The following is a 22,410-nucleotide window of genomic DNA, read 5'->3' on the forward strand; positions in this document are numbered from 1 at the left end:
CGGGGGGCGCTCGGCCGAAGCGCCGTTCATCGCCTGTTCCGGCGGTGCGCGCCCCAGGCCAGTACGCCGAAGGCCACCAGGACGATCAGGACCTGGACCCAGCTGGGCACGAAATCGGGCGCCCGCCCGCCGGCCGCCGTCATCGTCGGAGCTTCGATGGCCATGTGATTCCTTCCTCCGGGGCTGCGTTTCGGGCTGTCCGCGTCGTGTGCGCGCCGGTTCGCGGGCGGGGCCGTTCACGGCGGCGGCTCCCGCCCTGCGAACAGGGGGGAGCCGTCCAGATGCCCGAAAGCGTGCGCCGACGGAGCGTCACGCGTGGCGGTGCGAGTGCCGGTTGCCGGTGACGAGGCGGTAGATGGCGAGCAGGATGAAGGATCCGATGATCGCGGCGATCCAGGTGGAGAGGTCGAAGAACCCGTCGATGGAGTCGACGCCGAAGATCACCTTGCCGAGCCAGCCGCCGAGCAGGCCGCCCGCGATGCCGATGAGCATGGTGATGATGATGCCGCCCGGGTCCTTGCCCGGCATCAGGGCCTTGGCGATGGCGCCGGCGAGCAGGCCGATGATGATCCACGCGATGATGCCCATGTTGCGTCTCCGCTTCGTCTTGTAAGAACGGTGTTAGCTCTCGTGTGCACCGTCAGCGGCCGTACAAACGTCTTTTTGTTGAGTCCGTGACCGGACGACGGAAGATCTGTGCTCATCGCGACGCGTCGCCAGGCCCGCGCAGCGCCTGGTTCACGGACCAGGCCACCGCCACCAGCGGCACGGCGACCACGGCGCCGACGACCCCGGCCGCGACCGCCCCGCCGACGACGGCGAGGGCTACCACCAGCGGGTGCAGGCGGACCGCCCAGCTCATCACGATGGGGTGCAGAAGGTGGCCCTCGATCTGACCGATGACCACGATCAGGGCCACGACCACCAGGGCGATGAACAGCCCCTTCGACGCGAGGGCGACCACGGCCGCGACCGCCAGCGCGATCGGCGAGCCGATCAGCGGGATGAAGGCGGCCAGGAACTCCAGCAACGCCAACGGCACGGCGAGCGGGACTCCGAGACCGAACAGCGCGACGCCCACGAGGACCGCGTTGGTCGCCGCCACCAGCAGGATCCCGTGCGTGTACCCGGTGAAGGTCCGCCAGGCGGCCCGGCCCGCGACCGTGAAGTGCCGGCGCGCCCCGGCGGGGAGCTGGTCGCACAGCCACTGCCACTGCCGGTCGCCGGAGTGGATGAAGAAGACCGAGCAGAACAGGGCCAGGGCGAGCACGGTCAGCACCTCGACCAGTCGGGTCGCTCCGCTGAGCGCCGTGCTGATGAGGGTGGAGCGGTGGCTCGACACGAGGTCCCCGATCCGGGACTGGAGATCGTCGAACGCGTGCGACGGGAGGCGGAAGGGAGGCCCTTCGAGCTGACGCTCGATCCGGTCGACGCCCGCCACGAACTCCTTCTCCAGCCCGCTGCGCTGACTCGCAGCGGTCTCTCCCACCAGCGTCAGCACGCCGAGGACCAGGACGATGCCGCCGATGAGCGCGGTGGCCACCGCGAGCGGACGGGGCAGGAACCGGGCGAGGAGGCCGGCCACCGGGCGGATCACCGCGGTGATGACCAGGCCGAGGAAGACGGCGACGGCGATCCGCTGGAACTGCCCGAGCACCGAGAAGACGGCGCGGACGACGACGCCGACGGCGATGATCCGCCAGGCGTACGCGGCCGCCGTCCGCAGCAGGCCCGGCACACGCGGTTCCCCGCCGCTTCGGCGTCCGGGCGGCGAGGCTGGCTGGCGCGGTGGAGTGGGCATCTCATGCCCGTACCACCGGCCGACCGCCGGATCGCGGCGCGGCCGCGGATTTCCCCCGAAGGCAGGCACCCCTCCCGGCGAGTGATCAGGTCCAGGAGTTCCGCGTGAGCGGTGTCGGACTGTCACACCCTGGTGGCGGGCCGGTCACAGGCCCCCGCCGAACCCTGGCCGGCGGGGGTCGCGTGCTGCCCGCCGTGGCACCATGCTGCCTCAAGCACCGCGTCCAGGGGGGACACACCATGCGCACCAGCGCCACCATCGTCACCGCGGCACTGCTCCTCGCCGCGCTCACCGCCTGCTCCTCGTCCGGGTCCGAGGACGACGCCCCGGCGGCCAACGACTCGGGCACCCCCGTCGCCGAGCCCACGGTCAGCGTGCCCGCCGCGCACGAGGGCGACGATCTGAAGGCCGCCGTCGCCGTCTACACCGCGGCGTACTTCGCCGGCGACGCGGACACCGCGTACAGCATGCTGTCCACGCGCTGCGCGAAGAAGGTCGGCAAGGGCTCGTACGCGGACGTCGTGAAGCAGGCGTCGGCCGACTACGGCGAGGACCATGCGGTGAGCGACGTGCAGGCGGAGGTGTCCGGCTCGATGGGACGTGCCACCTACAAGGTGACGGGACTGCCGAAGTTCGACCAGCAGGCGCAGCCGTGGGCGCTGGAGGGCGACGCCTGGAAGTACGACGCCTGCTGACGCCCCGAAAACGGTCCGCGAGCGGGCACGTGCCCTCCCGGCACTGTTCCACGCCCCGGTTCAGCGGCGGGCGGTCTCCGCGGCGAAGGCGTCCAGCAGGGCGAACGTCCGGGCGGGCTGTTCGAGATGGGGCAGGTGGCCCGCTTCCGCCACCTCGGCGAAGCGGCCGTAGGGGAACGACGCGGCGTACTCCTTGCCGTAGGACGGGGTCACGATGCCGTCGCTCTCGCCCCACACGACGAGGGTCGGGACGGTGACGGCCGCGAGTCGGGGGCGCAGAGTGGGGTCGCTCATGGCGGGGCCGCTGGAGAAGAGGCGCAGGGCCGCCATGTTGGCCTGGACGGCGGCGACGCGTTCCGCCGGGAGGGTCGCCGGGTCGACGTAGAAGCGCTCGGAGTCGTGGTAGGCGTGCTCGGCGACGCCCCGCGCGTCGAGGGTGAAGAAGTCGCGGACCGGCTCGCCGTCGACCTCGATGCCGACGGCGTTCACCAGGACGAGTCCGCTGATCAGGCCCTCCGTGTCGGCCGCGGCCAACTCGGCGCCGATCCAGCCGCCGAGGGAGGAGCCGATCACCAGGACGTCGGACAGCCGGCGCTCGCGCAGGAGGCGGAGGTAGGCGGCGGCGAGGCCGCTCACGGTCGTGAGGTCGGCGGGTCGGGGGGAGCCGTTCCAGCCCGGATGGGTGGGCAGCAGCGTGCGGGCGGTCGCGGCGAAGTGCTCGGCCACGGGGGCGACGGTGAGGGGACCGCCGCCGCCGTGCAGGACGAGGACGGGGCGGCCGGCGGCGGGGCCGGATTCGGTGAGCGTCAGGTGCGAAGTCATGGCCCCACCTTAACTAAGGATATTTATATAAACAAGTTTGGTCACGGTGGTAGTCTGGCCGACATGGCCGTTGAACTGCAGATTCTCGGAAGGGCCGTGAAGGCCGTCCAGTACCGCCAGCACCGGGCGCTCGACAGCCGCCTCGCGTCGATCGGCAGCACGCTCGCGCAGTGGGACGCCCTCAGGGCGATCGGCCGCACGCCGGGTTCCAGCGCGCGGCAACTGGCGGCGGCGACGTTCCAGAGCGAGCAGGCCTTCGGCACACTCGCGGGACGGTTGGTCGCGCAGGGTCTGGTGGACCGGCGCCCAGGCCGCGGCCGGCGCATCGAGCACCACCTCACCACCGAGGGGGAGCGGATGCTGAGCGCGGGCCACGAGATCGCCGACTCGGTGCTCCAGGAGTGCTTCCAGAGCCTGGCGGAGCCGGAGCGGGAGACGCTGCTGGGCCTGCTGCGCAGGATCGAGGAGTCACAGCCCGAGACGCGGGCCGGGGCGGCCGCGCCGCAGGAGCCGGCCTGACGGACCCGCTCGATCGCGACGGGACCCGGGCGCCCGCCGAGGCCCCGTACCGCCCTGTCGGCGCCCGCGCTCGACCTGCCGCGAGCAGAGCCCCGCGGGACGCCGCCGACCGGCCATGACGTGCGCATCAGGTGACCTTGCGGAGATCCGGGGAAGAAGGTGCGGCAGCCGATGGGAGGTTGCCGTGGAGGGTGGAGATCTGGAGCTGGGCGAACTGCTGGCCGCCGCGGAGGCGGCCCCGCCCGGGGAGTCCGTGGACGTCGTGGCGCACGACCTGCAGAAGCGGTTCGGCGCCGAACACGTGTCCTTTCTGTTCGCCGACCTCGTCGGCCGGCGGCTGGTGCGCCTCGCCGCCGCCGGCGACGACGTGCAGGACGCCACGCCGATCGACCTGCAGGGCAGCGTCTACGAGGAAGTCCTGCGCAGCCAGCGCCAGCACGTCGAGACCGACGGCCAGGGCGGGCAGCTCGTCATCACGCCGGTCACCAACCGCGGCGACTGCATCGGCGTGCTGGAGGTGACCCTGCAGGCAGCCGACGACACCGTGCTGCGGCAGGTCCGCGACGCGGCGCACGCGCTGGCCTACATCATCGTCACCGACCGGCGTTTCACCGACCTCTACCACCTGGGCCGCCGCACCACCGCGACCAGCCTGGCCGCGGAGATCCAGCACCAACTGCTGCCCTCGGCCCCCTGCTGCGAGGCGGACGAGTTCACGCTCGCCGCCGGACTGATCCCGGCCGACGACATCGGCGGCGACACCTACGACTACACCCTCGACCGCGACACCCTGCACCTGTCCATCACCGACGCCATGGGCCACGACACCAACTCGGCCCTGCTGGCCACTCTGCTGGTCGGCGCGTTGCGGCAGTCCCGGCGCAGCGGGTGCGACGCGCTCAAGCAGGCCCACCACGCCCACCAGGCCCTGCTGAGCCACAGCCGCGGCCTGGCCACCGGGCAGTTGTTCTGCGTCGACCTCGCGACGGGCCTGTGCGAACTGGTCAACGCCGGTCACCCGTGGCCGCTGCGGCTGCGCGACGGGGTCGTCGAGGAGGTCAGACTCGCCGTCAACCTGCCGTTCGGCGTCGCCGCGCCCACCGCTTTCCGCGTGCAGGAACTGCAACTGCTCCCCGGTGACCGCCTGATCCTGCTCACCGACGGCATGCAGGAGCGCGGCGCCGCGGCCGCCGACCTGACCGGGATCGTCCACGAGACCCGCGCGCTGCACCCGAGGGAAGCCGTCCAGAGCCTGACCGCCGCCGTGATCGAGGCGTGCCACGGCAGCCTCAGGGACGACGCCACCGTCGTGATACTGGACTGGCACGGCAACCGCCGCCGGCCGGCCCGGCCCGGTCCGGAACCGCGGCGCTGAGCCACGGCGCACCGGACCCGGCCGCACCGGGCGAGCCCGTCACGCGCGTAGGGCCTGCTCCACCGTGGGGAGACAGGGGATGAGGACGTCGATGCCGACCAGGTGCAGTACCCGCGAGACGGGCTCCTGCGCGCCGGCGATGCGCAGCCACCCCTGAGCGTCGCTCGCCCGCTGGTGGGCGGAGACCAGGACGTTGATGCCGCTGGAGTCCATGAAGGTCACGCCGCTGAGGTCGGCCACGGTCCGGGGCGGCGCCATGCCGTCCCGGGACGTCAGCGCCCGGCTGAGGACGTCGGTGCCGTCGTGGTCGATCTCGCCGCGCACGCGCACGACACGGACGCCGTCGACCACTTCGGGCTGTACGGAGAGCCGTTCCGGCCGGTCCAATTGCTGGTTGTCGGTCACTGTCTCCTCGACTGCGCTTAGGCTGACCCCCGGAAAACGGGCGTGCGCGGAATTCTGCCCCAATGCCACGGCGGCATGCACCCAGGCGGCTGTGTGGGACAACCCCTGGCATGAATGACGCCGTTGCGGGTACCGGCGCACGTGAACGGGGGAGTGAGGGCGAACGCGTGGAATCCCATGCCGACGATGACGGCTGCGGCGGGCCGGAGGAGTACCTGATGCGGGCGGGCTACGCCCTGGGGGCGGACGACGGCTGCATCGCCGACGCCCGTCACCACGCCGTGGCCTTTCTCGACCGGGCCGGCGCCGAGCATCGCCTGCCCCTGCCGACGCGCGTGAGGGACATCACTCAGCTGGTGGTCAGCGAGCTGGTCACCAACGCCCGCAAATACGCTCCCGGGCCCGTGCTGATGGAACTGCGCATCACCGCGGGCCGCGTGGACGTCGTGGTGTGGGACAGCGACCCCACGGTTCCCACGGCGCGGGCCGCCAACCCCGGACGCGTCGGCCAGCACGGCCTGGAGATCGTCAAGGCCGTCACCGAGGACCTCTTCGTCGAGCAGGAGGCGGTCGGCAAGCGCATCACCGCACGTATCGCCCTGGCCGAGACCCAGGGGGCAGCGGCGCCCCCGCCGCCCGCCCCCTGACCCAGGGCCCTCGGTCCGCGGACGCCGGCAGCCTGATCACGCCCGCGGGGCCTGGGGCCCCGACCGTCACGCCGGAAGAAGCCCGCACGCCAGGCGCGGCACGCTCCGTGTCACCCAGGCGACCGCCAGTCCGACGGCGGCGCCGGCCACGACGTCCGTGGGGTAGTGGGCGCCGCTCTGCACGCGTTCGACGGCGACCAGCGCGGCCGGGATCGCGCACAGCGCGCCGGCGACGGGCGCGGACGGGGCGACGGCGGCCGTGAAGGCGACGGCCGCGGCCGTGTGCCCGGAGGGGAAGGAGGAGGAGTCCGGCCGGTCTTCCACCTCGTCGTGCGGGATCCACTCCTTGGGCGGCCGCGGCCGGTCGGCCAGTTGCTTGCACAGCCCGTTGGCGACGAGCTGGGCGACGGCGAGCGCGGTCAGTCCCGCGGCGGCCGCCCGCCGTCCCCGCCGCCCGCCGTACGCCGTCATCAACACGGCCGCTCCGCACCACAGCTTGGAGCTCTCCGCGGTCTCCTCCACGACCGACAACACCGTGCCGACCCGTGGCGGAACGCGGGAGGCCGCCTGCTGGATCAGCCGCCGGTCCGCTTTCCGCACTGTCCTCATCACGTTCATGAGGTGCAGGTATCCCCGAGGACGCGATGCCACACCGCGCGGCCCGGCCAGGCCGTCCGGCGCCTGCCTCACGGAGGACGCCTCCTGGCCACGCGCGCCGCACCGGCCGCGCGCCCGGGCTAACGGGAGCGTTCCCCGTGCGCCTCGGTCCCGGCGGCGTCCTGCTGTTCGGTGGCGGCCCAGGCGGCGAGCAGACGCAGGGCGTCGTGGTCGGGCAGGCCCGCGGCGGCGCTGTAGGCGGTGAGGGTCGGGCCGGGTTGGGCGGGCAGTTCCATGGCATCGAAGTCGAGGCTGATCAGGCCGACCGCCGGGTGGCGGAAGGACTTGCGCCCGGTGTGGTGCAGACGCACGTTGTGCTTGGCCCAGCCGTGCGGAACTCCTCGCTGCGGGTGACGAGTTCGCCCACCAGTCCGGTCAGGTCGCTGTCGTGCGGGGCGCGACCGGCTTCCGTGCGCAGGAGCGCGACGGTGGTGTTCACGGACTCGTCCCAGTCGGGGAAAGAAGTCGCGGCCGCGCGGATCGAGGAACTGGAAGCGGGCGATGGTGACGGGTGGGACGACGCCGTCGGCGAACAGCGGGGAGTACAGGGCGCGGCCGAGGTCGTTGACGGCGAGGACGTCCAAGCGGCCGTTGCGGATGAAGGCCGGCGCGTCGGTCATGGAGTGCAGGACCCGCAGCACGCTGTCCGGGAGCGGCCCGCGGGCGCGCCCGCGACGACGGGCCGGACGGTCGGCCGCGGCGCGGGCCAGATCGTAGAGGTGGGCGCGCTCGGCGTCGTCCAGCTGCAGGGCGTTCGCCACGGCGTCGAGGACCTCCTCGGAGGCGCCGGCGAGGTGACCGCGTTCGAGGCGGACGTAGTAGTCGATGCTGACGCCCGCGAGCAGGGCGACCTCCTCGCGGCGCAGCCCCGGCACGCGTCGATTGCCGCCGTACGCGGGCAGCCCCGCCTGCTGAGGCGTGATCTTGGCGCGGCGGGCCCAACGCCATGACCGCGATCACCCGGCTCAAGGAGATCGCCCACGAGCGAGCCGCCTGACCTCGCTCGCCCTCCCCGCCCCACCGGCGACCCGCCCACCCCCGCGATCAAGGAAAGCAGCCGTGGAACACATCTCCGAGACTCCCACCCTCAAGGCCCCGGCCGAGCGCTTCACCGGCGACGTCTACCTCAACATGATCGCGACTCCCGCCGAGCCGGCCCGGCTGGCCGCCGCTCTGGTGCGCTTCACACCCGGCGCTCGCACCCACTGGCGTTCCCACGCCCTTGGACAGGTCCTGCACGTCGCCGACGGGGTCGGCCTGGTGGGCACCCGCGACGGCGACGTCGTCCGCGTCAGCGCCGGCGACACGGTCACGTGCCCGGCGGGGGAGGAGCACTGGCACGGCGCGACCGACACCACCCTCATGGCCCACTACGCCCTGGTGGTCGGGGACGACGCCGGCGACGGCACCACCTGGCTGGAGCCGGTCACCGACGAGCAGTACGCCGCCGCCCTGGCCGCCGTCGCCGGCTGAGGGCGGCCGTCGGCGACGGCGACCAGGGCGATGCCGGTAACGTGCGGCCATGCGCTTTCGCCGGGCCTGGATCGAGCCCGTGCTGCGGGTGCCCTACGTGCCGACGCTCGGCCCAGTGCATCCGGACGATCGGGCTGCCGGACCTCTTCGAGGCCGTCGTCGCGATCGCCGGAACCGGCCGCTTCCTTGCGTGCGACAAAGATCGCCGATGTGGGCCGGGACGGTGGGCCCGGTCCTGACCGTCGTCGACGGCGGCCGCGTCGTCGGCGTGATCGGCCCCCTGGAGACCATGACCGACGCCGCCGGGCGGAGGCGGCTGCTGCCGCAGTACGTCGGCGTACGGCCGGAGTCTCGGGGCCTGGGTCATGGGCGGGCTCTGTGGCGCGCGGCGATGCACCGGGGGCGTCGGCACGGGGCCGTGTACCAGCTGGTGCAGACCGAAGTGGGAGTAGCGTCCGACCGGTTGTGCGCGGCCGAGGGCCTGACGCCGTTGGGGTTCGTGCGTCAACGGGACCTGTGACCGCGTCCACGGTGGATCGCGCCCCCCGCCCGACGAGCGGCCCGGGCCCGAAGCTGACGCTCCTTCCGGCCGGCGGCGCGCGCTGTTCGGCCCCGGTGCCGTCGAGTTCCGGAAGCGCCGCAATTTCCGTCCCTCGACAGGTGTAGACGGGTACGAAACAGTCACTCGTGTACATATCCGGCTAATGGCCGCATGGACATGCGAGGAGGCGTGGCTGATGAGTGAGGCAGTGCAGGACGACACCACCAGGTTGCAGCAGACCGGGCAGACGGCCCGGGCCGAGGCGTCGGCCACGGCCGGTCAGGCCCAGCAGGCTGCGGGACAGGTCGCGGGGACGGCCGTGGACCAGGCGAAGGCCGTGGCGGGGGAGGCCCGGCAGCAGGCCGGCGCGGTCGCCGCCGATCTGCGTCGCCGCGCGATGGACGAGGTCGAGGGGCAGACCAAGCGGGCTGCCGGGGCGCTGCACGGTTGGGCGGACGACCTGGCGGGACTGGCCGAGAACGCCCAGAGCGAGTCGCCCGCCGGAAGCCTGGCCGCTCAGGCGGCTGACGGCGGGCACCGGGCGGCCGACTATCTGGAGAAGCAGGGAGTCGACGGCGTCCTCTCCGACGTGCAGGGCTTCGCCCGGCGCCGTCCCGGGGCGTTCCTGGGCGGCGCGCTGCTGGCGGGGCTGGTCGTGGGACGCATGGTGAAGGTGGCGGCCAAGGCCGACACGTCATCGACCGACGCGTCTTCCGGCTCCGGGTCTTCCGGGCCTTCGGGGTCTGCCGGGGCGGAGGGGCAGGGGGCCGTCGCGGCCTCGGAGCGGGCGGCGCTGAACGAGCCGGTGCCCGCCGGGCTCCCGGCCGGTTCGACGGCCGGCGCCGCACCGCCTGCGGCCCCCGAGCCGCCGCCGTTTCCGCCGGCCGTAGGCGTCCCCCCGGGCGCCGCGCCCGGCCGTCCGGCCCCGGAGGTGTGAGAGATGTCCTCCGTTCCGCCCCGCCCGGCGGGGCCGACCGCCGACGACCGCACTGTCGGCGAGCTGCTGTCCGTCGTGACGTCGGACGTGCAGACCCTGTTCCGGCAGGAGGTCGAGCTGGCCAAGGTGGAGGTCCGGCAGGAGGCGACCAAAGCGGGCAAGGCCGCCGGCATGTACGGCGGCGCCGGGTTCGCCGGCTACATGGTTGTGCTGTTCCTGTCGCTGGCCGCCGTGCTCGGCCTGGCCAACGTGATCGACGGGGGCTGGGCAGCCCTGATCGTCGCCGCCGTGTGGGCCGTCGTCGCGGCCGTGCTGTACCAGCGGGGCAGGACCCGCATGCGCACGGTGGCACCCAAGCCGGAGCAGACCGTCGAGACGATGAAGGAGAATGCGCAATGGGCACGTCACCCGACCGGATGAGGGCCGAGATCGACGCCACTCGGGGCCGGCTGTCCGCGGACGTGGACCGGCTCGCGGACAGGGCGAGTCCGCGCAGGGTGGTCCGCCGCCGCACGCAGCGGGTGCGCGGCGCCGTCTCGGGGATGCGTGAGCGGGTCATGGGAACGGCGTGGGACACCGCCCACGGCGTCGCGAGCGGCGCGCAGTCGGCGACCGGGTCGCTGCAGGACGGCACCCAGCAGGTGGCCGGGACCGCGCGCGACGCGGCCGATCAGGCGGGAGAGGCGATACGGCAGGCGCCCGACCAGGCGATGCGCCATACCCAGGGCAACCCGCTGGCCGCCGGAGTGATCGCGTTCGGCGTCGGCATGCTGGCGTCCTCGCTGCTGCCGGCCTCCGAGGTGGAGCAGCGCACGGCCGGCGACCTGATGGCCCACGGCGGCGAGGCGCTGGAGCCCGTGAAGGAGGCCGCCCTCGAATCGGCGCAGCACCTCAAGGAAGGCGCCAGGGAAGCCGCCGAGGGCGCGGCGCAGGAGGTCAAGGACACCGCGGCGGAAGCGGCCCGCACCACCCAGGAGGAGGCCCGTGACCAGGCCGCCCAGGTGACGGACCAAGCGCGCGAATCCGGCAGGCAGGTCGCCGGCGAGGCGCGCAACCAGCCCTGACCCGGCCGAACGTTCCGTGCTCGGCGCGGGGCCCTGAGCGAGTTCCCTCGCTCAGGGCCCCGCCGCGTGCGGGCGTCGAGCCGGCCGTCCTCACCCGTCCCGGCGGCCGGGACCGGGTCGGGGTCGGGGTCGGAGTCGGAGTCGGGGGCGGGGTCGGATGTGGCGGGCCGGGGCGGTCCGGCCAGCCGGACGGCCTCCTCGTAGCGGCCGGGGTCGGCGGGCGGGCCGAGCCATTCGCACAGCAGCACGGTCGCGTCGTCCGCCGCCGTCCTGAACCGCCGCCCCCCGCGCACAGGGACGCGGACGACGGTCCAGGACGACCGGACGGCGTCCTACCGCGTGAGCAGACAGGAGGTGGAGCCGACCCCGTGCCGGTGGCGGTGAGGAGGCGAACGGCGCACGCGGCGTGCCACTTCAGCAGGGTCCTGCGCAGCGCCGCGTAGCGCGCCTCGTACTCCGCCCGCAGCCGCAGGGCCCGGTCGGCGGTGACCTGCAGGGCCTGCCGGGTCAGGCCGAGGCGCTGCTGCGTGCAGTGGCGCGTCACGTCCTCGGCCTGGGCCGTGGTGAGTCAGGGCAGGCGCGAGCAGAGCGTCTCGGCCTCGCGCTCGGCCCGGTCCCGTTCGGCCCGCAGGAGGAGGCAGCCCTCGACCTCGTTGGCCAGCCGCGCCGCGTGCCGGTCCCGCGGACCGGGCGGCTGCCCGGAGATCACCGGGGTTCGCCCTTGTGGCTGTCGGCGTCCACGGCGTCGCGTGTGCCGGCGTTCTCGTGGTGCTCGATCTCGGCGAGTTCGGGGTGGTGCAGGTCGAAGGCCGGCGACTCGGAGCGGATGCGGGGCAGGGTGGCGAAGTTGTGGCGGGGCGGCGGGCACGAGGTCGCCCACTCCAGGGAACGGCCGTAGCCCCAGGGGTCGTCGACGTCCACGCGCTTGCCGTACTTGGCGGTCTTCCACACGTTGTAGAGGAAGGGGAACGTGGACAGGCCGAGGAGGAAGGCGCCGATCGAGGACACCGTGTTGAGGGCGGTGAAGCCGTCGGCGGCGAGGTAGTCGGCGTAGCGGCGGGGCATGCCTTCGGCGCCGAGCCAGTGCTGGACGAGGAAGGTGGTGTGGAAGCCGACGAAGAGGGTCCAGAAGTGGATCTTCTCCAGCCGGTGGTCCAGCATGGTGCCGGTCATCTTCGGCCACCAGAAGCTGAAGCCGCCGAACATGGCGAAGACGATCGTGCCGAAGAGCACGTAGTGGAAGTGGGCGACGACGAAGTAGCTGTCGGTGACGTGGAAGTCCATCGGCGGCGAGGCGAGGATGATGCCGGTCAGGCCGCCGAAGAGGAACGTGACCAGGAAGCCGGCCGCCCACAGCATCGGGGGCTCGAACGAGATCGAGCCTTTCCACATCGTGCCGATCCAGTTGAAGAACTTCACTCCGGTCGGCACGGCGATCAGGAAGGTCATGAAGGAGAAGAACGGCAGCAGCACCGCCTGCGTGGCGAACATGTGATGGGCCCACACGGTCACCGACAGCCCGGCGATGGAGATGGTGGCGCCGACCAGGCCCATGTAGCCGAAGATCGGCTTGCGCGAGAAGACCGGGATGATCTCGGTGATCACGCCGAAGAAGGGCAGCGCGAGGATGTAGACCTCGGGATGGCCGAAGAACCAGAACAGGTGCTGCCACAGGACCGCCCCGCCGTTCTCCGGGTCGAAGATGTGCGCGCCGAACTTGCGGTCCGCCTCCAGCGCGAACAGGGCGGCCGCCAGGACGGGGAAGGCGAAGAGCACCAGCACCGAGGTCAGCAGCACGTTCCAGGTGAAGATCGGCATCCGGAACATGGTCATGCCGGGTGCGCGCATGCAGATGATCGTGGTGATGAAGTTGACCGCGCCCAGGATCGTGCCGAAGCCGGCCAGGGCCAGCCCCATGATCCACAGGTCGCCGCCGAGGTAGGTGGTGCGCTCGCCGCCGCTGAGCGGTGTGTAGGCGGTCCAGCCGAAGTCGGCGGCGCCCTGCGGGGTGAGGAAGCCGGACATCGCGATCACCCCGCCGAACAGGAACAGCCAGTACGAGAACATGTTCAGCCGGGGGAAGGCGACGTCGGGGGAGCCGATCTGCAGGGGCATGATCGCGTTGGCGAATCCGGCGAAGGTCGGCGTCGCGAACAGCAGCAGCATGATCGTGCCGTGCATGGTGAACGACTGGTTGTACTGCTCCTGGGACAGGAACTGCAGTCCCGGCCGCGCCAGTTCCGCCCGGATCGCCATGGCCAGCGCCCCTCCGATCAGGAAGAACGCGAACGACGTCATCAGATAGAGGTGACCGATCTTCTTGTGATCGGTCGTCGTCAGCCAGGAGACGACCATGCGGCCCCGGCTGCGCCGTCCCTCGACCGGCACCGATGTGACCGGTTCAGTCTCAGCAGTCATCGGTTCCCTCAGTGGGTGAAAGTGCACATTCAGGTATCAAGGTCCCGTAACCGCTCGGGCGTCGCACGCCGACGCGCCTGGCAGCGACGGGGCGGATGCCGTGTAACCACTTGGCCGTGGCGCACACCTCCCCTGCGCCGAGGCCCGGTGCGAAAGGCCGGCGGCGGGTCAGCGCGCGGCGTGGCGCCGCGGACGGGGTGTACCGCCGAGATGGTGACGGGTTGGCCCACATGGGCGTCGGGTCGCCTCGCCGCGAGGGTCGGCGGGGCCGGCGCACCCGGTCCGGTTAGCGCCGCTCGGGTCGCTCAGAGGCGGTCGTCGACGGCCGGCGGACTGCGGTCGGGATGGTCGCCGTCCGCTTCAGCAGGACGAGCGAGACCACGGCCCGCAGGATGTAGGGGCCGCCGATCGCCGTGTCGGCGATCTCGGCGCCGTCGAACACGGCGGTCTTGTGCAGACCCGGCAGCCAGGGCGACACGGCCGGCCACCCGCCGGCCACCAGGACGACGAGGTCGGAGCGGGCGCCGGGACAGTGGCTGAGGCGGGCGGACGCCGACGCGACAGGACGCCGCCCTGCTCCCCGAAAGAGGCGACGTCCCGTCGCTGGTCCACCGTCACCGCGGCTCGTCCTCCACGGCCGCGTCGCTCGTCCTCCACGGCCGCGTCGCTCGTCCTCCACGGCCGCGTCCGGGGTGCCGGACGTCGCGTCCTGCCTTCCCTCCTGGGCGTCCGCCTCGTGCTGTCGAGGCGCGGCCCCTCCTCCTCCCCCTCCTCCTCCGGGTGCACGTCCTTCTCGCCGGTCACCTGCTCCAGCGGACGGGTCGGCTTCTCGTCGTTGCCGGACATGTCGGCTCCTTGCGTGGGTTGCCCGCCGAGTCCTCCGTGCGCCGGTGTCCCACGCTCCCGCCGCGCCCCGATCCGGCCCCTGTCTCCGCCCTGGCGGGCGGTCCGTTCGGGCAACTGAACGGCTCCCGCCCGTGGCCCGTAAGGAGGAGGCAGGAGGCGGGTCGGACCAGGCGACAAGAGAGCGGCGACGATCGTGCGCAGGCGCGGGGAGGGATCCCCCCACGGCGTGACACCATCTGCGGACATGAGTGCGTCCCCGGCGGTGCGGAGCCTGCGCGCGGCGGTGTTCGCCGTACTCTGCGTGCTGCTCGCGGCCGGAGGCCACGCGCTGGCCACGGGGGCGGCGCCCGCGGCGTGGACGCAGATCGCCGGGGCGGCGCCCGTCTTCGCGGGCGCGTTCCTGCTGGGCGGTCGGGAGCGGTCCCTCCTCGCCATCGGCGCGGGGACGCTGGCGTCCCAGGGCGCGCTGCACCTCGCGTTCCACGCCGCCCGGCCGCACTCCGCGACGGTCATGCACGGGATGCGGATGGCCCCTTCCTCCGCGCACGCGGCGACCCCGCACGCGTTGACCTCGCACGCCACCGTCGCCCACCTCGCCGCCGCCCTGGCGCTGACCTGGTGGCTGCGGCGCGGCGAGGCCGCGCTGTGGTCGCTGCTGCGGTGGGCGGTCGCCCTCGTGCCGGGGCTCGCCGCCTGGTGGCGTCTGGTGAGGGGCTTCCGGGGCGCCTCGAGGACGCCCGGCTGCGTACGTTCGGCGGCCGGCGGGAGGCACCGGCCGCGGCAGGCCCGGTTGCGGTACGCCGTGCACCGGAGAGGACCGCCCGCGGAGACGTCGTACGCGATCCGACGTCAGACGTCCCTCCTCCCCAGTACGGAGATCCACTCAGCCATGTCCACGACTCGCATCACCGCCCTGCGCCGCGCCGGCGTCGTCGCCCTCGCCGCCGCCGGAGTCCTCGCCGCCGCCGGCGTCGCCTGCGCGCATGTCACCGTGCATCCCGAGAGCTACGCCAAGGGCGCCACGGACGGCGTCCTGACCTTCCGCGTCCCCAACGAGGAGGGCACGGCGAGCACCACCAAGGTGCAGGTTTTCCTGCCGACCGACCACCCGGTGCTCGGCGTGCTCGTCTCGCCGCGGGACGGCTGGACCGCCAAGGTCACGAACACGAGGCTCAAGACGCCGGTCAAGACCGACGACGGCACCATCACCGACGCCGTCTCCGAGATCACCTGGACCGGCGGGAAGATCGGCGCCGGCCAGTTCGAGGACTTCGACGTGGCCTTCGGGCAGCTGCCCGACGACGCCGACCGCCTCGCCTTCAAGACCCTGCAGACGTACTCCGACGGCAAGACGGTCCGCTGGATCGAGGACGCGGAGCCCGGCGGCGAGGAGCCGGAGAACCCGGCCCCGGTCCTGCGGTTCACCGCGAGGGCCGCGGAGGCCGCGGAGGGGACGGCGGAGGGATCGGCGCAGGACGGCGCCTCCACGGCGCCTTCGGCGACCGCCAAGAGCACCGAGCGCTCGGCGGCCACCGCGTCCGACAGCGACTCGACCGCCCGCGGGCTCGGTGTCGCCGGGCTGGTCGTCGGCGTGCTGGGGCTCGCGGCCGCGGCCTTCGCCCTCCTGCGGGGCCGCTCCGCCGGATCCCGGCCGGAGTAGGCCGGTCGTCGGCCCTGCCGTCGGATCTGCCGACGGCAGGGCCTGGCGGCAGGGCCGTTCGCCCCTTCCTCCCGCACTCGCTTCGTGGTCGCCGCGGGCGGCGGCGGTGTCCTCCGCGGTCCGCGGCACTGCGGTCGAGCCGAAGGGGCACCGCCGCGTCATCCAGGGCGTCGGGGGCGTCGGGGGCGTCGGGGGCGTCGGGGCGTCAGGGGCTGCGTCATGATGCCGCTCACCGTCACGCTGATCATGCAGGCCGCCAAGGGCCCCACCACCGGCAAGGTCATGGCCATCATCACCATCATCACCGTCCCCACCGTCCCCGCCGTCCCCGCCGCACTCGCCCCGATCCTGGGCCCCGTCCCGGGCGGCCTCGTCCTGCGTCTGGCCGACTGGCACTGGCTGTCCTGGTCAACGTCCCCTTCGGCGTCGCCGGCATCTGGCTCGCCCGCCGCAACCTGCCCGACGACCGCCCCGCCCCCGGCGCCCCGCCCGCCCGGACGTCGTCGGACTGCTCCTGCTCTCCCCGGGCGTCGCCGCGCTCGTCTACGGCCTGTCCCGGGTCGGCGGCAGCGCGGGCTTCGCCGACGTGGCGGTGCTCGCCCCGCTGACCGGCGGACTCGCCCTGATCGCCGGCTTCACGGTCCACGGTCCGGGCGCTGTCGCGCGACGGCTCACTGGTCAACGTCCGCCTGTTCCCCCAGCGGGCGGTGGCCTCCTCCTGCGCCCTGATCTTCCCGGCCGGCTGCTCGCTGTACGGCGCGATGACGCTGCTGCCCCTGTACTTCCAGCAGGTGCGCGGCGAGGACGCGCTCGGCGTCGGCCTCCTGCTCATCCCGCAGGGCTTCGGGCGAGTTCTTTGACCATTTCATGAGCCTTTTGGGCCACGCCGAGGCGCATGGGAAACGGCTGGCGGGCAAGGTGCGAGAGGTGACACGCGTCGGAATTGTTCTCGCGACCCTGCTCGCCGCTCTCGTGGCGGTGGCGGCGGCGGTCGGCATCTCGCTCTTCTGGTTGTTCGCGGCGGTCCCCCTGCTGCTGCTGGGGCTCCTGGGAGCCTGGGACCTGCTGCAGCCCCGCCACTCGGTGCTGCGCAACTACCCGGTCCTGGGCCACGCCCGCTACCTCATGGAGCGGATCCGTCCGGAACTCCAGCAGTACTTCATCGAGCGCAACTACGACGGACGCCCCTTCGACCGCGACGTGCGCAGCATCGTCTACGAGCGGGCGAAGGGCACCGCCGCCGAGGAGCCGTACGGCACCGAACGCGACGTGTACCTGCCCGGCTACGAGTTCCTGGTGCCGTCGATGGCGCCCCGCGAGGTGCCCAGGACGCCGCCGCGCGTGCACATCGGGGGCCCCGACTGCACCCGCCCCTACGACATGGCGCTGCTCAACGTGTCGGCCATGAGCTTCGGCTCGCTGTCGGCCAACGCGATCCTCGCGCTGAACGGGGGCGCGGCGGCCGGAGGCTTCGCCCATGACACCGGCGAGGGCGGCCTGTCCGAGTACCACCTGCGTCCCGGCGGCGACCTCGTCTGGGAGATCGGCACCGGATACTTCGGCTGCCGCACCGAGGACGGCGACTTCGACCCTGCCGAGTTCGCCGACAAGGCCGCGCACGACCACGTCAAGTGCGTGTCCCTCAAACTCTCCCAGGGCGCCAAGCCGGGGATCGGGGGCGTCCTGCCGGGGCCCAAGGTCAACGCCGAGATCGCCGGGGTCCGGGACGTGCCCCAAGGGCGGACGGTCGTCTCGCCGCCCTACCACAGGGTCTTCTCCACGCCGCGCGAACTGGTCCGCTTCATCGGCCGCATGAGGCAGCTGGCCGACGGCAAGCCGACCGGGTTCAAGCTCTGCGTGGGGTCGCGCCGGCAGTTCCTCGCCGTGTGCAAGGCCATGCTGGAGGAGGGCGTCACCCCGGACTTCATCATCGTGGACGGCGCGGAGGGCGGCACCGGCGCGGCACCCCTGGAGTTCGCCGACCACGTGGGCACCCCGCTCACCGAAGGGCTCCTCACGGTGCACAACGCCCTGGTCGGAACGGGCCTGCGGGACCTGATCAAGATCGGCGCGAGCGGCAAGATCGCCACCGGCACCGACCTGGTCAAACGCATGATCCAGGGCGCCGACTACGGCAACGCCGCACGGGCGATGATGTTCGCCGTCGGCTGCATCCAGGCCCAGCGATGCCACACGAACACCTGCCCCACCGGGGTCACCACGCAGGACCCCCGGCGCGCCCGCGCCCTCGACGTCGGAGACAAGACGCCGCGCGTCCGGCGCTTCCAGGAAGCGACCGTGGCCAGCGCCCTGCAGATCATGGCGTCCATGGGCGTCACCGACCCGGCCCAGCTGCGCCCGCACATGCTCCGACGGCGCATCGACCCCTATACCGAGCGCTCCTACGCGGAGCTGTACGAGTGGCTGGAGCCGGGGCAGCTGCTCGCCGAGCCCCCTCTGGCCTGGGCGGCCGACTGGAAGGCCGCCGACCCTGACCGATTCACCGTCTGAACTGGAGCATCAAGTGGCCCGTACCGTTGCCCGTGTCATCGTGGACGCGCTGAGCGAACTCGGCGTGCGCCAGGTCTTCGGCGTCGTGGGAGACGCGCTCAACCCGGTGACCGACGCGATCCGCACCACCGAGGGGCTGGAGTGGGTGAGCTGTCGGCACGAAGAGGCGGCGGCGTTCGCCGCGAGCGCCCAGTCGCAGCTCAGCGGCACCCTCGGCGTCTGCATGGGCACCGTCGGACCTGGTTCCGTCCACCTGCTCAACGGGCTGTACGACGCGGCCAAGAGCCGGACCCCGGTGCTGGCGATCGCCGGCCAGGTGCCGCTCGCGGAACTGGGCAGCGACTACTTCCAGGAGGTCGACAACGACGCCCTCTTCAGCGACGTGGCCGTCTTCCGCGCGACCATCACCTCGCCCGACCAACTGCCGCAGATGCTGGAGACGGCGGTGCGCAACGCCCTGGGCCGCAAGGGCGTCGCCGTCCTGACCGTGCCCGGCGACCTGGGGGAGCAGGAGCTGACCGCCGACCGTCCGGCGCGGTTCTCCCTGAACCCGCCCCTGAGCCGGCCGGACGAGTCCGCCGTGGGCCGGGCCGTCGAACTCCTCGACGCCGCCGAACGGGTCACGCTGCTCGTCGGCCAGGGCGCGCGCGACGCACGCGAGGACGTGCTCGCGCTGGCCGACCGCCTGGCCGCGCCCATGGTGCTCACCCTGAAGGCCAAGGCGGGCTTCGAGGGCGACGCCAACCCCTTCCAGGTCGGTCAGACGGGACTGATCGGCAACCCGGCGGCCGCCTCGGCACTCCAGGACGCCGACACGCTCCTGCTGCTCGGCACCGACTTCCCCTACCGCGACTGGTATCCCGAGGGCCGCACCGTCATCCAGGTCGACACCGAGGCCGCCCACATCGGCCGCCGGGTGCCCGTCGACGTCGGGCTCGTCGCCGACACCGGCGCCACCGTGCGCGACCTCCTGGGCCGGCTCGGCGCCCCGCCCGCCGGCACCGAGGGCGCACGCGACCGCTCGCACCTGGACAAGGCCCGTGAACGCTTCGACAAGTGGCGCGCCGGACAGGCCCGGCTGGCCGACCCGGCGCACGACAAGGGCCTCGTGGGCCGCGTCCGCTCCGCCCTGGACAACCGCACCCACGACATCCGTCCCGAGGCGCTGGCCGCCCTCGTGGACCGGATCGCCGCCGACGACGCCGTCTTCACCTCCGACACGGGCATGGCCACGGTGTGGCTCTCCCGCTTCGTCGAGATGCGCGGGCAGCGCCGGCTGATCGGCTCCTACAACCTCGGCTCCATGGCCAACGCCATGCCCCAGGCCCTCGGCGCCCAGTGCCTGGACCGCGAACGCCAGGTCGTGGCCTTCTGCGGCGACGGCGGGCTCAGCATGCTCCTCGGCGACCTCATGACCCTCAAGACGCACCGCCTTCCCGTCAAGCTCGTCGTCTTCGACAACCGCCGGCTCGGCATGGTGAAGCTGGAGCAGGAGCAGGCCGGCCTCCCCGAGTTCGGCACCGTGCTGGACAACCCCGACTTCGCGGCCGTCGCCGAAGCCATGGGCATCACCGGCATCCGCGTGACCGACCCGGCCGACCTGGAGGGCGCCGTGCGCCGCGCCTTCGACACCCCCGGGCCCGTCCTGCTGGACGTCCTCACCAACCCCGACGAGATCGCCGTCCCGGCCAAGCCGACCGTGGAACAGGGCTGGGGTTTCGCGCTGGCCAAGGTGAAGGAGGTCGTCCGCAGCCACGGGGACGACGGCTGAGCGGCGGCGGCGCGCCCCCGTCCGGCGCGGAGACGCCGGTCCGTGGGCCGCCCGACACCGGGCCGGGGAATCGGATGAAAAAACTTAGGCATGCATGCCGAGACCCGGGGTAGCCGCGTCCTTGCCGGAGCAGGGAGCGGCAAGGACGAGCCTGATCGACTGGGAGGGGCACATCATGTTGACGACGACGACCGCGCCGGCGGCTGGGCGGACCGTGGAGGTTCCGGAGATCGCGGACCCGTCCAAGGTGGCGCCGAAGGACGCGCGGGAGTTGTCGAAGGTGTTCTTCGACCAGCTCACGCTGGTGGAGGAGGGGACGCCCGAATACCAGTACGCCCGCAACACGCTCATCGAGATGAACATGTCCCTCGTCCGCTACGCCGCCGGCCGCTTCCGCAGCCGCGGACCGGAGGAGATGGAGGACATCGTCCAGGTCGGCATGATCGGTCTGATCAAGGCCATCGACCGGTTCGAGCTCACCCGCGAGGTCGAGTTCACCTCCTTCGCGGTGCCGTACATCGTCGGCGAGATCAAGCGCTTCTTCCGCGACACCTCCTGGGCGGTGCATGTGCCGCGCCGACTCCAGGAAGCCCGCGTCCAGCTGGCCCGCGCCAACGAGGAACTGCGCAGCCGGCTGGGCCGGACGCCGACCACCAAGGAGCTCTCCGAGCTGATGAGCCTGCCGGAGGAGGAGGTCGTCGACGCGCAGCTGGCCTCCAACGGCTACAAGTCGGCCTCTCTGGACGCGGCGATCAGCGGCAGCGAGGACGGCGAGGCCGCGCTCGCGGACTTCATCGGCGACGAGGACGCGGCCCTCGGCCTGGTCGAGGACTTCCACGCCCTCGCCCCCATGATCGCCGAACTCGACGAGCGGGACCGCAGGATCATCCACTGGCGCTTCGTCGAGGAGCTGACCCAGAAGGAGATCGGCGAGCGTCTGGGCGTCTCCCAGATGCACGTCTCCCGGCTGATCACCCGCCTGCTGACCCGCCTGCGGGAAGGCATGCTCACCACGCAGTGACCGACTTCGGCGCCGCCGTCACGGCGCGCCGCGCCGCCGGTCGCCGTCCACAGCGCCGCGACCGCACCCGCCAGGGAGCACCGAGCCCCGCCCGCGCCGGATCCATCCGGCTGCCGGCGGGGCTCGCCGTGTTCCTCGTCATGTCTCACGTCGGGCGCCCGCCGCGGGCAACTCACGTGAACGCCGGGGCCCTTCACCGTTTTCTACAGTGATGTAGATTTCAGGTCCGGGCCGTGACGGCCCGGACCTGTCGCATCGACGAAGGAGTTCACCGTGGGAGTTTCCCTGTCCAAGGGCGGCAACGTCTCACTCGACAAGGAGGCGCCGGGTCTGACCGCAGTGCTCGTCGGCCTGGGGTGGGACGTGCGCACCACGACGGGCACCGACTACGACCTCGACGCCTCGGCCCTGCTCCTGGACGCGTCCGGGAAGGTCCTGTCCGACCGCCACTTCGTCTTCTACAACAACCTGACCAGCCCCGACGGCTCGGTCGAGCACACCGGCGACAACCTCACCGGCGAGGGCGAGGGCGACGACGAGTCCGTCAAGGTGAACCTCGCCGCCGTGCCCGCCGAGGTCACCCGGATCGTCTTCCCGGTGTCCATCCACGACGCCGAGAGCCGTGGCCAGAGCTTCGGGCAGGTCCGCAACGCCTTCATCCGGGTCGTCAACCAGGCCGGCGGTGTCGAGATCGCCCGCTACGACCTGTCCGAGGACGCCTCGACGGAGACGGCCATGGTGTTCGGCGAGCTGTACCGCAACGGCGGCGAGTGGAAGTTCCGCGCGGTCGGACAGGGCTATGCCTCCGGACTGGCCGGCATCGCCGCGGACTTCGGCGTCAACGTCTGACCCGGCCGGCCGCCCCGCCGGCTCCGCTCCCCACGGCGGACCCGGCGCCCGTCGGATAGGGGGCGGCGACGAGCGGATCTCGTGCGGGAGTTCACCACGCACGGCGACGGCCCTGAGGCCGCCGCCGCGTGTCCGGTGCGGGGGGCGAGGTCAGCGCTTGGTGCAGAGCGGGCCGATCTTGTAGGGGAAGCTTCCGAGGCATGGGCGGGTCACCAGTGAGAACTCACCGCTGGTAGCCCGCCCGCTCCTGTCGCCGGCCAAGGCGAACGGCCGATGGCGGCGGCTTCGGCGGCGCGCCGCCTCCGCTCACACAGCGGAATATCTGACTAGTCAGGTATTGTTGGACCGGCGAGCCGCCCGCATCCGGCGGGCGCCACACCTGCTCTGCCGAGGTGCTC

Annotated in this window: 23 protein-coding genes and 2 pseudogenes; 15 read left to right on the forward strand and 10 right to left on the reverse strand. The window is 72.6% G+C overall.

The window, feature by feature from the left end:
- Positions 1 to 26 precede the first annotated feature (26 nt).
- The 3 genes from ACFVYK_RS02220 to ACFVYK_RS02230 form a co-directional block, all read right to left on the reverse strand.
- Complete coding sequence (locus ACFVYK_RS02220) at positions 27 to 164, reverse strand: hypothetical protein (protein ID WP_389767548.1); 138 nt, start codon at positions 162 to 164, stop codon at positions 27 to 29.
- A 145-nt stretch (positions 165 to 309) separates the two neighbouring features.
- Entirely contained in the window at positions 310 to 588 is a 279-nt protein-coding gene (locus ACFVYK_RS02225; protein WP_389767550.1) for a GlsB/YeaQ/YmgE family stress response membrane protein, read from the reverse strand.
- 112 nt (positions 589 to 700) lie between these two features.
- Positions 701 to 1,801, reverse strand: a complete 1,101-nt coding sequence (locus ACFVYK_RS02230; protein WP_389767552.1) for an AI-2E family transporter — start codon at positions 1,799 to 1,801, stop codon at positions 701 to 703.
- Positions 1,802 to 2,040: 239 nt separating this feature from the next.
- Between ACFVYK_RS02230 and ACFVYK_RS02235 the strand changes: the two genes are divergently transcribed.
- The gene (locus tag ACFVYK_RS02235; protein ID WP_389767554.1) at positions 2,041 to 2,496 is read left to right on the forward strand and encodes a hypothetical protein; all 456 of its coding nucleotides are present in this window, start codon (positions 2,041 to 2,043) and stop codon (positions 2,494 to 2,496) included.
- Between the two features lie 60 nt (positions 2,497 to 2,556).
- Here ACFVYK_RS02235 and ACFVYK_RS02240 read toward each other — a convergent pair whose 3' ends face one another.
- Positions 2,557 to 3,318 (reverse strand): alpha/beta fold hydrolase, encoded by a 762-nt coding sequence (locus ACFVYK_RS02240; RefSeq protein WP_389767556.1) that lies wholly within the window; start codon positions 3,316 to 3,318, stop codon positions 2,557 to 2,559.
- Between the two features lie 63 nt (positions 3,319 to 3,381).
- Here ACFVYK_RS02240 and ACFVYK_RS02245 point away from each other — a divergent pair, with 63 nt between their 5' ends.
- Positions 3,382 to 3,837: a MarR family winged helix-turn-helix transcriptional regulator gene (locus ACFVYK_RS02245; RefSeq protein ID WP_389767558.1), complete on the forward strand. Its 456-nt coding sequence runs from the start codon at positions 3,382 to 3,384 to the stop codon at positions 3,835 to 3,837.
- Between the two features lie 184 nt (positions 3,838 to 4,021).
- Positions 4,022 to 5,212 carry a PP2C family protein-serine/threonine phosphatase gene (locus ACFVYK_RS02250; protein ID WP_389767560.1) on the forward strand — a complete coding sequence of 397 codons (1,191 nt, stop codon included), beginning with the start codon at positions 4,022 to 4,024 and terminating at the stop codon, positions 5,210 to 5,212.
- A 39-nt stretch (positions 5,213 to 5,251) separates the two neighbouring features.
- Here the strand turns inward: ACFVYK_RS02250 and ACFVYK_RS02255 are convergent, their stop codons facing one another.
- Entirely contained in the window at positions 5,252 to 5,617 is a 366-nt protein-coding gene (locus ACFVYK_RS02255) for an STAS domain-containing protein (RefSeq protein WP_389767562.1), read from the reverse strand.
- Positions 5,618 to 5,784: 167 nt separating this feature from the next.
- On the opposite strand from ACFVYK_RS02255, the gene ACFVYK_RS02260 reads away from it, so the two are divergent.
- Positions 5,785 to 6,264, forward strand: a complete 480-nt coding sequence (locus ACFVYK_RS02260) for an ATP-binding protein (RefSeq protein WP_389767564.1) — start codon at positions 5,785 to 5,787, stop codon at positions 6,262 to 6,264.
- Positions 6,265 to 6,330: 66 nt separating this feature from the next.
- Here the strand turns inward: ACFVYK_RS02260 and ACFVYK_RS02265 are convergent, their stop codons facing one another.
- Both ACFVYK_RS02265 and ACFVYK_RS02270 read right to left on the reverse strand, forming a co-directional pair.
- On the reverse strand, positions 6,331 to 6,873 hold the full coding sequence (locus ACFVYK_RS02265) for a phosphatase PAP2 family protein (RefSeq protein ID WP_389767566.1): 543 nt from the start codon (positions 6,871 to 6,873) through the stop codon (positions 6,331 to 6,333).
- A 128-nt stretch (positions 6,874 to 7,001) separates the two neighbouring features.
- Positions 7,002 to 7,844 (reverse strand): annotated as a pseudogene (locus tag ACFVYK_RS02270) (helix-turn-helix transcriptional regulator).
- Positions 7,845 to 7,980: 136 nt separating this feature from the next.
- Here ACFVYK_RS02270 and ACFVYK_RS02275 point away from each other — a divergent pair.
- From ACFVYK_RS02275 to ACFVYK_RS02295, 5 genes and pseudogenes are all read left to right on the forward strand, one after another.
- Positions 7,981 to 8,394 carry a cupin domain-containing protein gene (locus ACFVYK_RS02275; protein WP_389767568.1) on the forward strand — a complete coding sequence of 138 codons (414 nt, stop codon included), beginning with the start codon at positions 7,981 to 7,983 and terminating at the stop codon, positions 8,392 to 8,394.
- A gap of 208 nt (positions 8,395 to 8,602) precedes the next feature.
- Positions 8,603 to 8,914: pseudogene (locus ACFVYK_RS02280) on the forward strand (GNAT family N-acetyltransferase); the annotation flags it as partial.
- A gap of 217 nt (positions 8,915 to 9,131) precedes the next feature.
- Entirely contained in the window at positions 9,132 to 9,872 is a 741-nt protein-coding gene (locus ACFVYK_RS02285) for a hypothetical protein (protein ID WP_389767570.1), read from the forward strand.
- Positions 9,873 to 9,875: 3 nt separating this feature from the next.
- Complete coding sequence (locus ACFVYK_RS02290) at positions 9,876 to 10,292, forward strand: phage holin family protein (RefSeq protein ID WP_389767571.1); 417 nt, start codon at positions 9,876 to 9,878, stop codon at positions 10,290 to 10,292.
- A complete protein-coding gene (locus ACFVYK_RS02295; protein ID WP_389767573.1) occupies positions 10,268 to 10,936 on the forward strand; it encodes a DUF3618 domain-containing protein in 669 nt (222 codons plus the stop codon). Before ACFVYK_RS02290 ends, ACFVYK_RS02295 begins: the two co-directional genes overlap by 25 nt.
- Before the next feature lie 568 nt (positions 10,937 to 11,504).
- Here the strand turns inward: ACFVYK_RS02295 and ACFVYK_RS02300 are convergent.
- The 3 genes from ACFVYK_RS02300 to ACFVYK_RS02310 all read right to left on the reverse strand — a co-directional run bounded on the left by ACFVYK_RS02300 (position 11,505) and on the right by ACFVYK_RS02310 (position 13,832).
- Positions 11,505 to 11,645 carry a hypothetical protein gene (locus ACFVYK_RS02300; RefSeq protein WP_389767574.1) on the reverse strand — a complete coding sequence of 47 codons (141 nt, stop codon included), beginning with the start codon at positions 11,643 to 11,645 and terminating at the stop codon, positions 11,505 to 11,507.
- Positions 11,642 to 13,354: a cytochrome c oxidase subunit I gene (gene ctaD / locus ACFVYK_RS02305; RefSeq protein ID WP_389767576.1), complete on the reverse strand. Its 1,713-nt coding sequence runs from the start codon at positions 13,352 to 13,354 to the stop codon at positions 11,642 to 11,644. Before ctaD ends, ACFVYK_RS02300 begins: the two co-directional genes overlap by 4 nt.
- Positions 13,355 to 13,640: 286 nt before the next feature.
- Positions 13,641 to 13,832, reverse strand: coding sequence for a hypothetical protein (locus ACFVYK_RS02310; protein ID WP_389767578.1), 192 nt, complete (start codon positions 13,830 to 13,832; stop codon positions 13,641 to 13,643).
- A gap of 1,257 nt (positions 13,833 to 15,089) precedes the next feature.
- Between ACFVYK_RS02310 and ACFVYK_RS02315 the strand changes: the two genes are divergently transcribed.
- From ACFVYK_RS02315 to ACFVYK_RS02340, 6 genes are all read left to right on the forward strand, one after another.
- Entirely contained in the window at positions 15,090 to 15,860 is a 771-nt protein-coding gene (locus tag ACFVYK_RS02315) for a YcnI family protein (protein ID WP_389767825.1), read from the forward strand.
- Positions 15,861 to 16,567: 707 nt separating this feature from the next.
- Positions 16,568 to 16,720 (forward strand): hypothetical protein, encoded by a 153-nt coding sequence (locus tag ACFVYK_RS02320; RefSeq protein WP_389767580.1) that lies wholly within the window; start codon positions 16,568 to 16,570, stop codon positions 16,718 to 16,720.
- Between the two features lie 67 nt (positions 16,721 to 16,787).
- On the forward strand, positions 16,788 to 18,371 hold the full coding sequence (locus ACFVYK_RS02325; protein ID WP_389767582.1) for an FMN-binding glutamate synthase family protein: 1,584 nt from the start codon (positions 16,788 to 16,790) through the stop codon (positions 18,369 to 18,371).
- Positions 18,372 to 18,384: 13 nt separating this feature from the next.
- Complete coding sequence (locus ACFVYK_RS02330; protein ID WP_389767584.1) at positions 18,385 to 20,142, forward strand: thiamine pyrophosphate-dependent enzyme; 1,758 nt, start codon at positions 18,385 to 18,387, stop codon at positions 20,140 to 20,142.
- A 175-nt stretch (positions 20,143 to 20,317) separates the two neighbouring features.
- Positions 20,318 to 21,163 carry an RNA polymerase sigma factor SigF gene (locus ACFVYK_RS02335; RefSeq protein ID WP_389767586.1) on the forward strand — a complete coding sequence of 282 codons (846 nt, stop codon included), beginning with the start codon at positions 20,318 to 20,320 and terminating at the stop codon, positions 21,161 to 21,163.
- Positions 21,164 to 21,436: 273 nt separating this feature from the next.
- The gene (locus ACFVYK_RS02340; protein ID WP_389767588.1) at positions 21,437 to 22,012 is read left to right on the forward strand and encodes a TerD family protein; all 576 of its coding nucleotides are present in this window, start codon (positions 21,437 to 21,439) and stop codon (positions 22,010 to 22,012) included.
- The last annotated feature ends 398 nt before the right edge of the window (positions 22,013 to 22,410 follow it).

Source organism: Streptomyces sp. NPDC058291 (genome assembly GCF_042880855.1).
Taxonomy (GTDB): Bacteria; Actinomycetota; Actinomycetes; order Streptomycetales; family Streptomycetaceae; genus Streptomyces.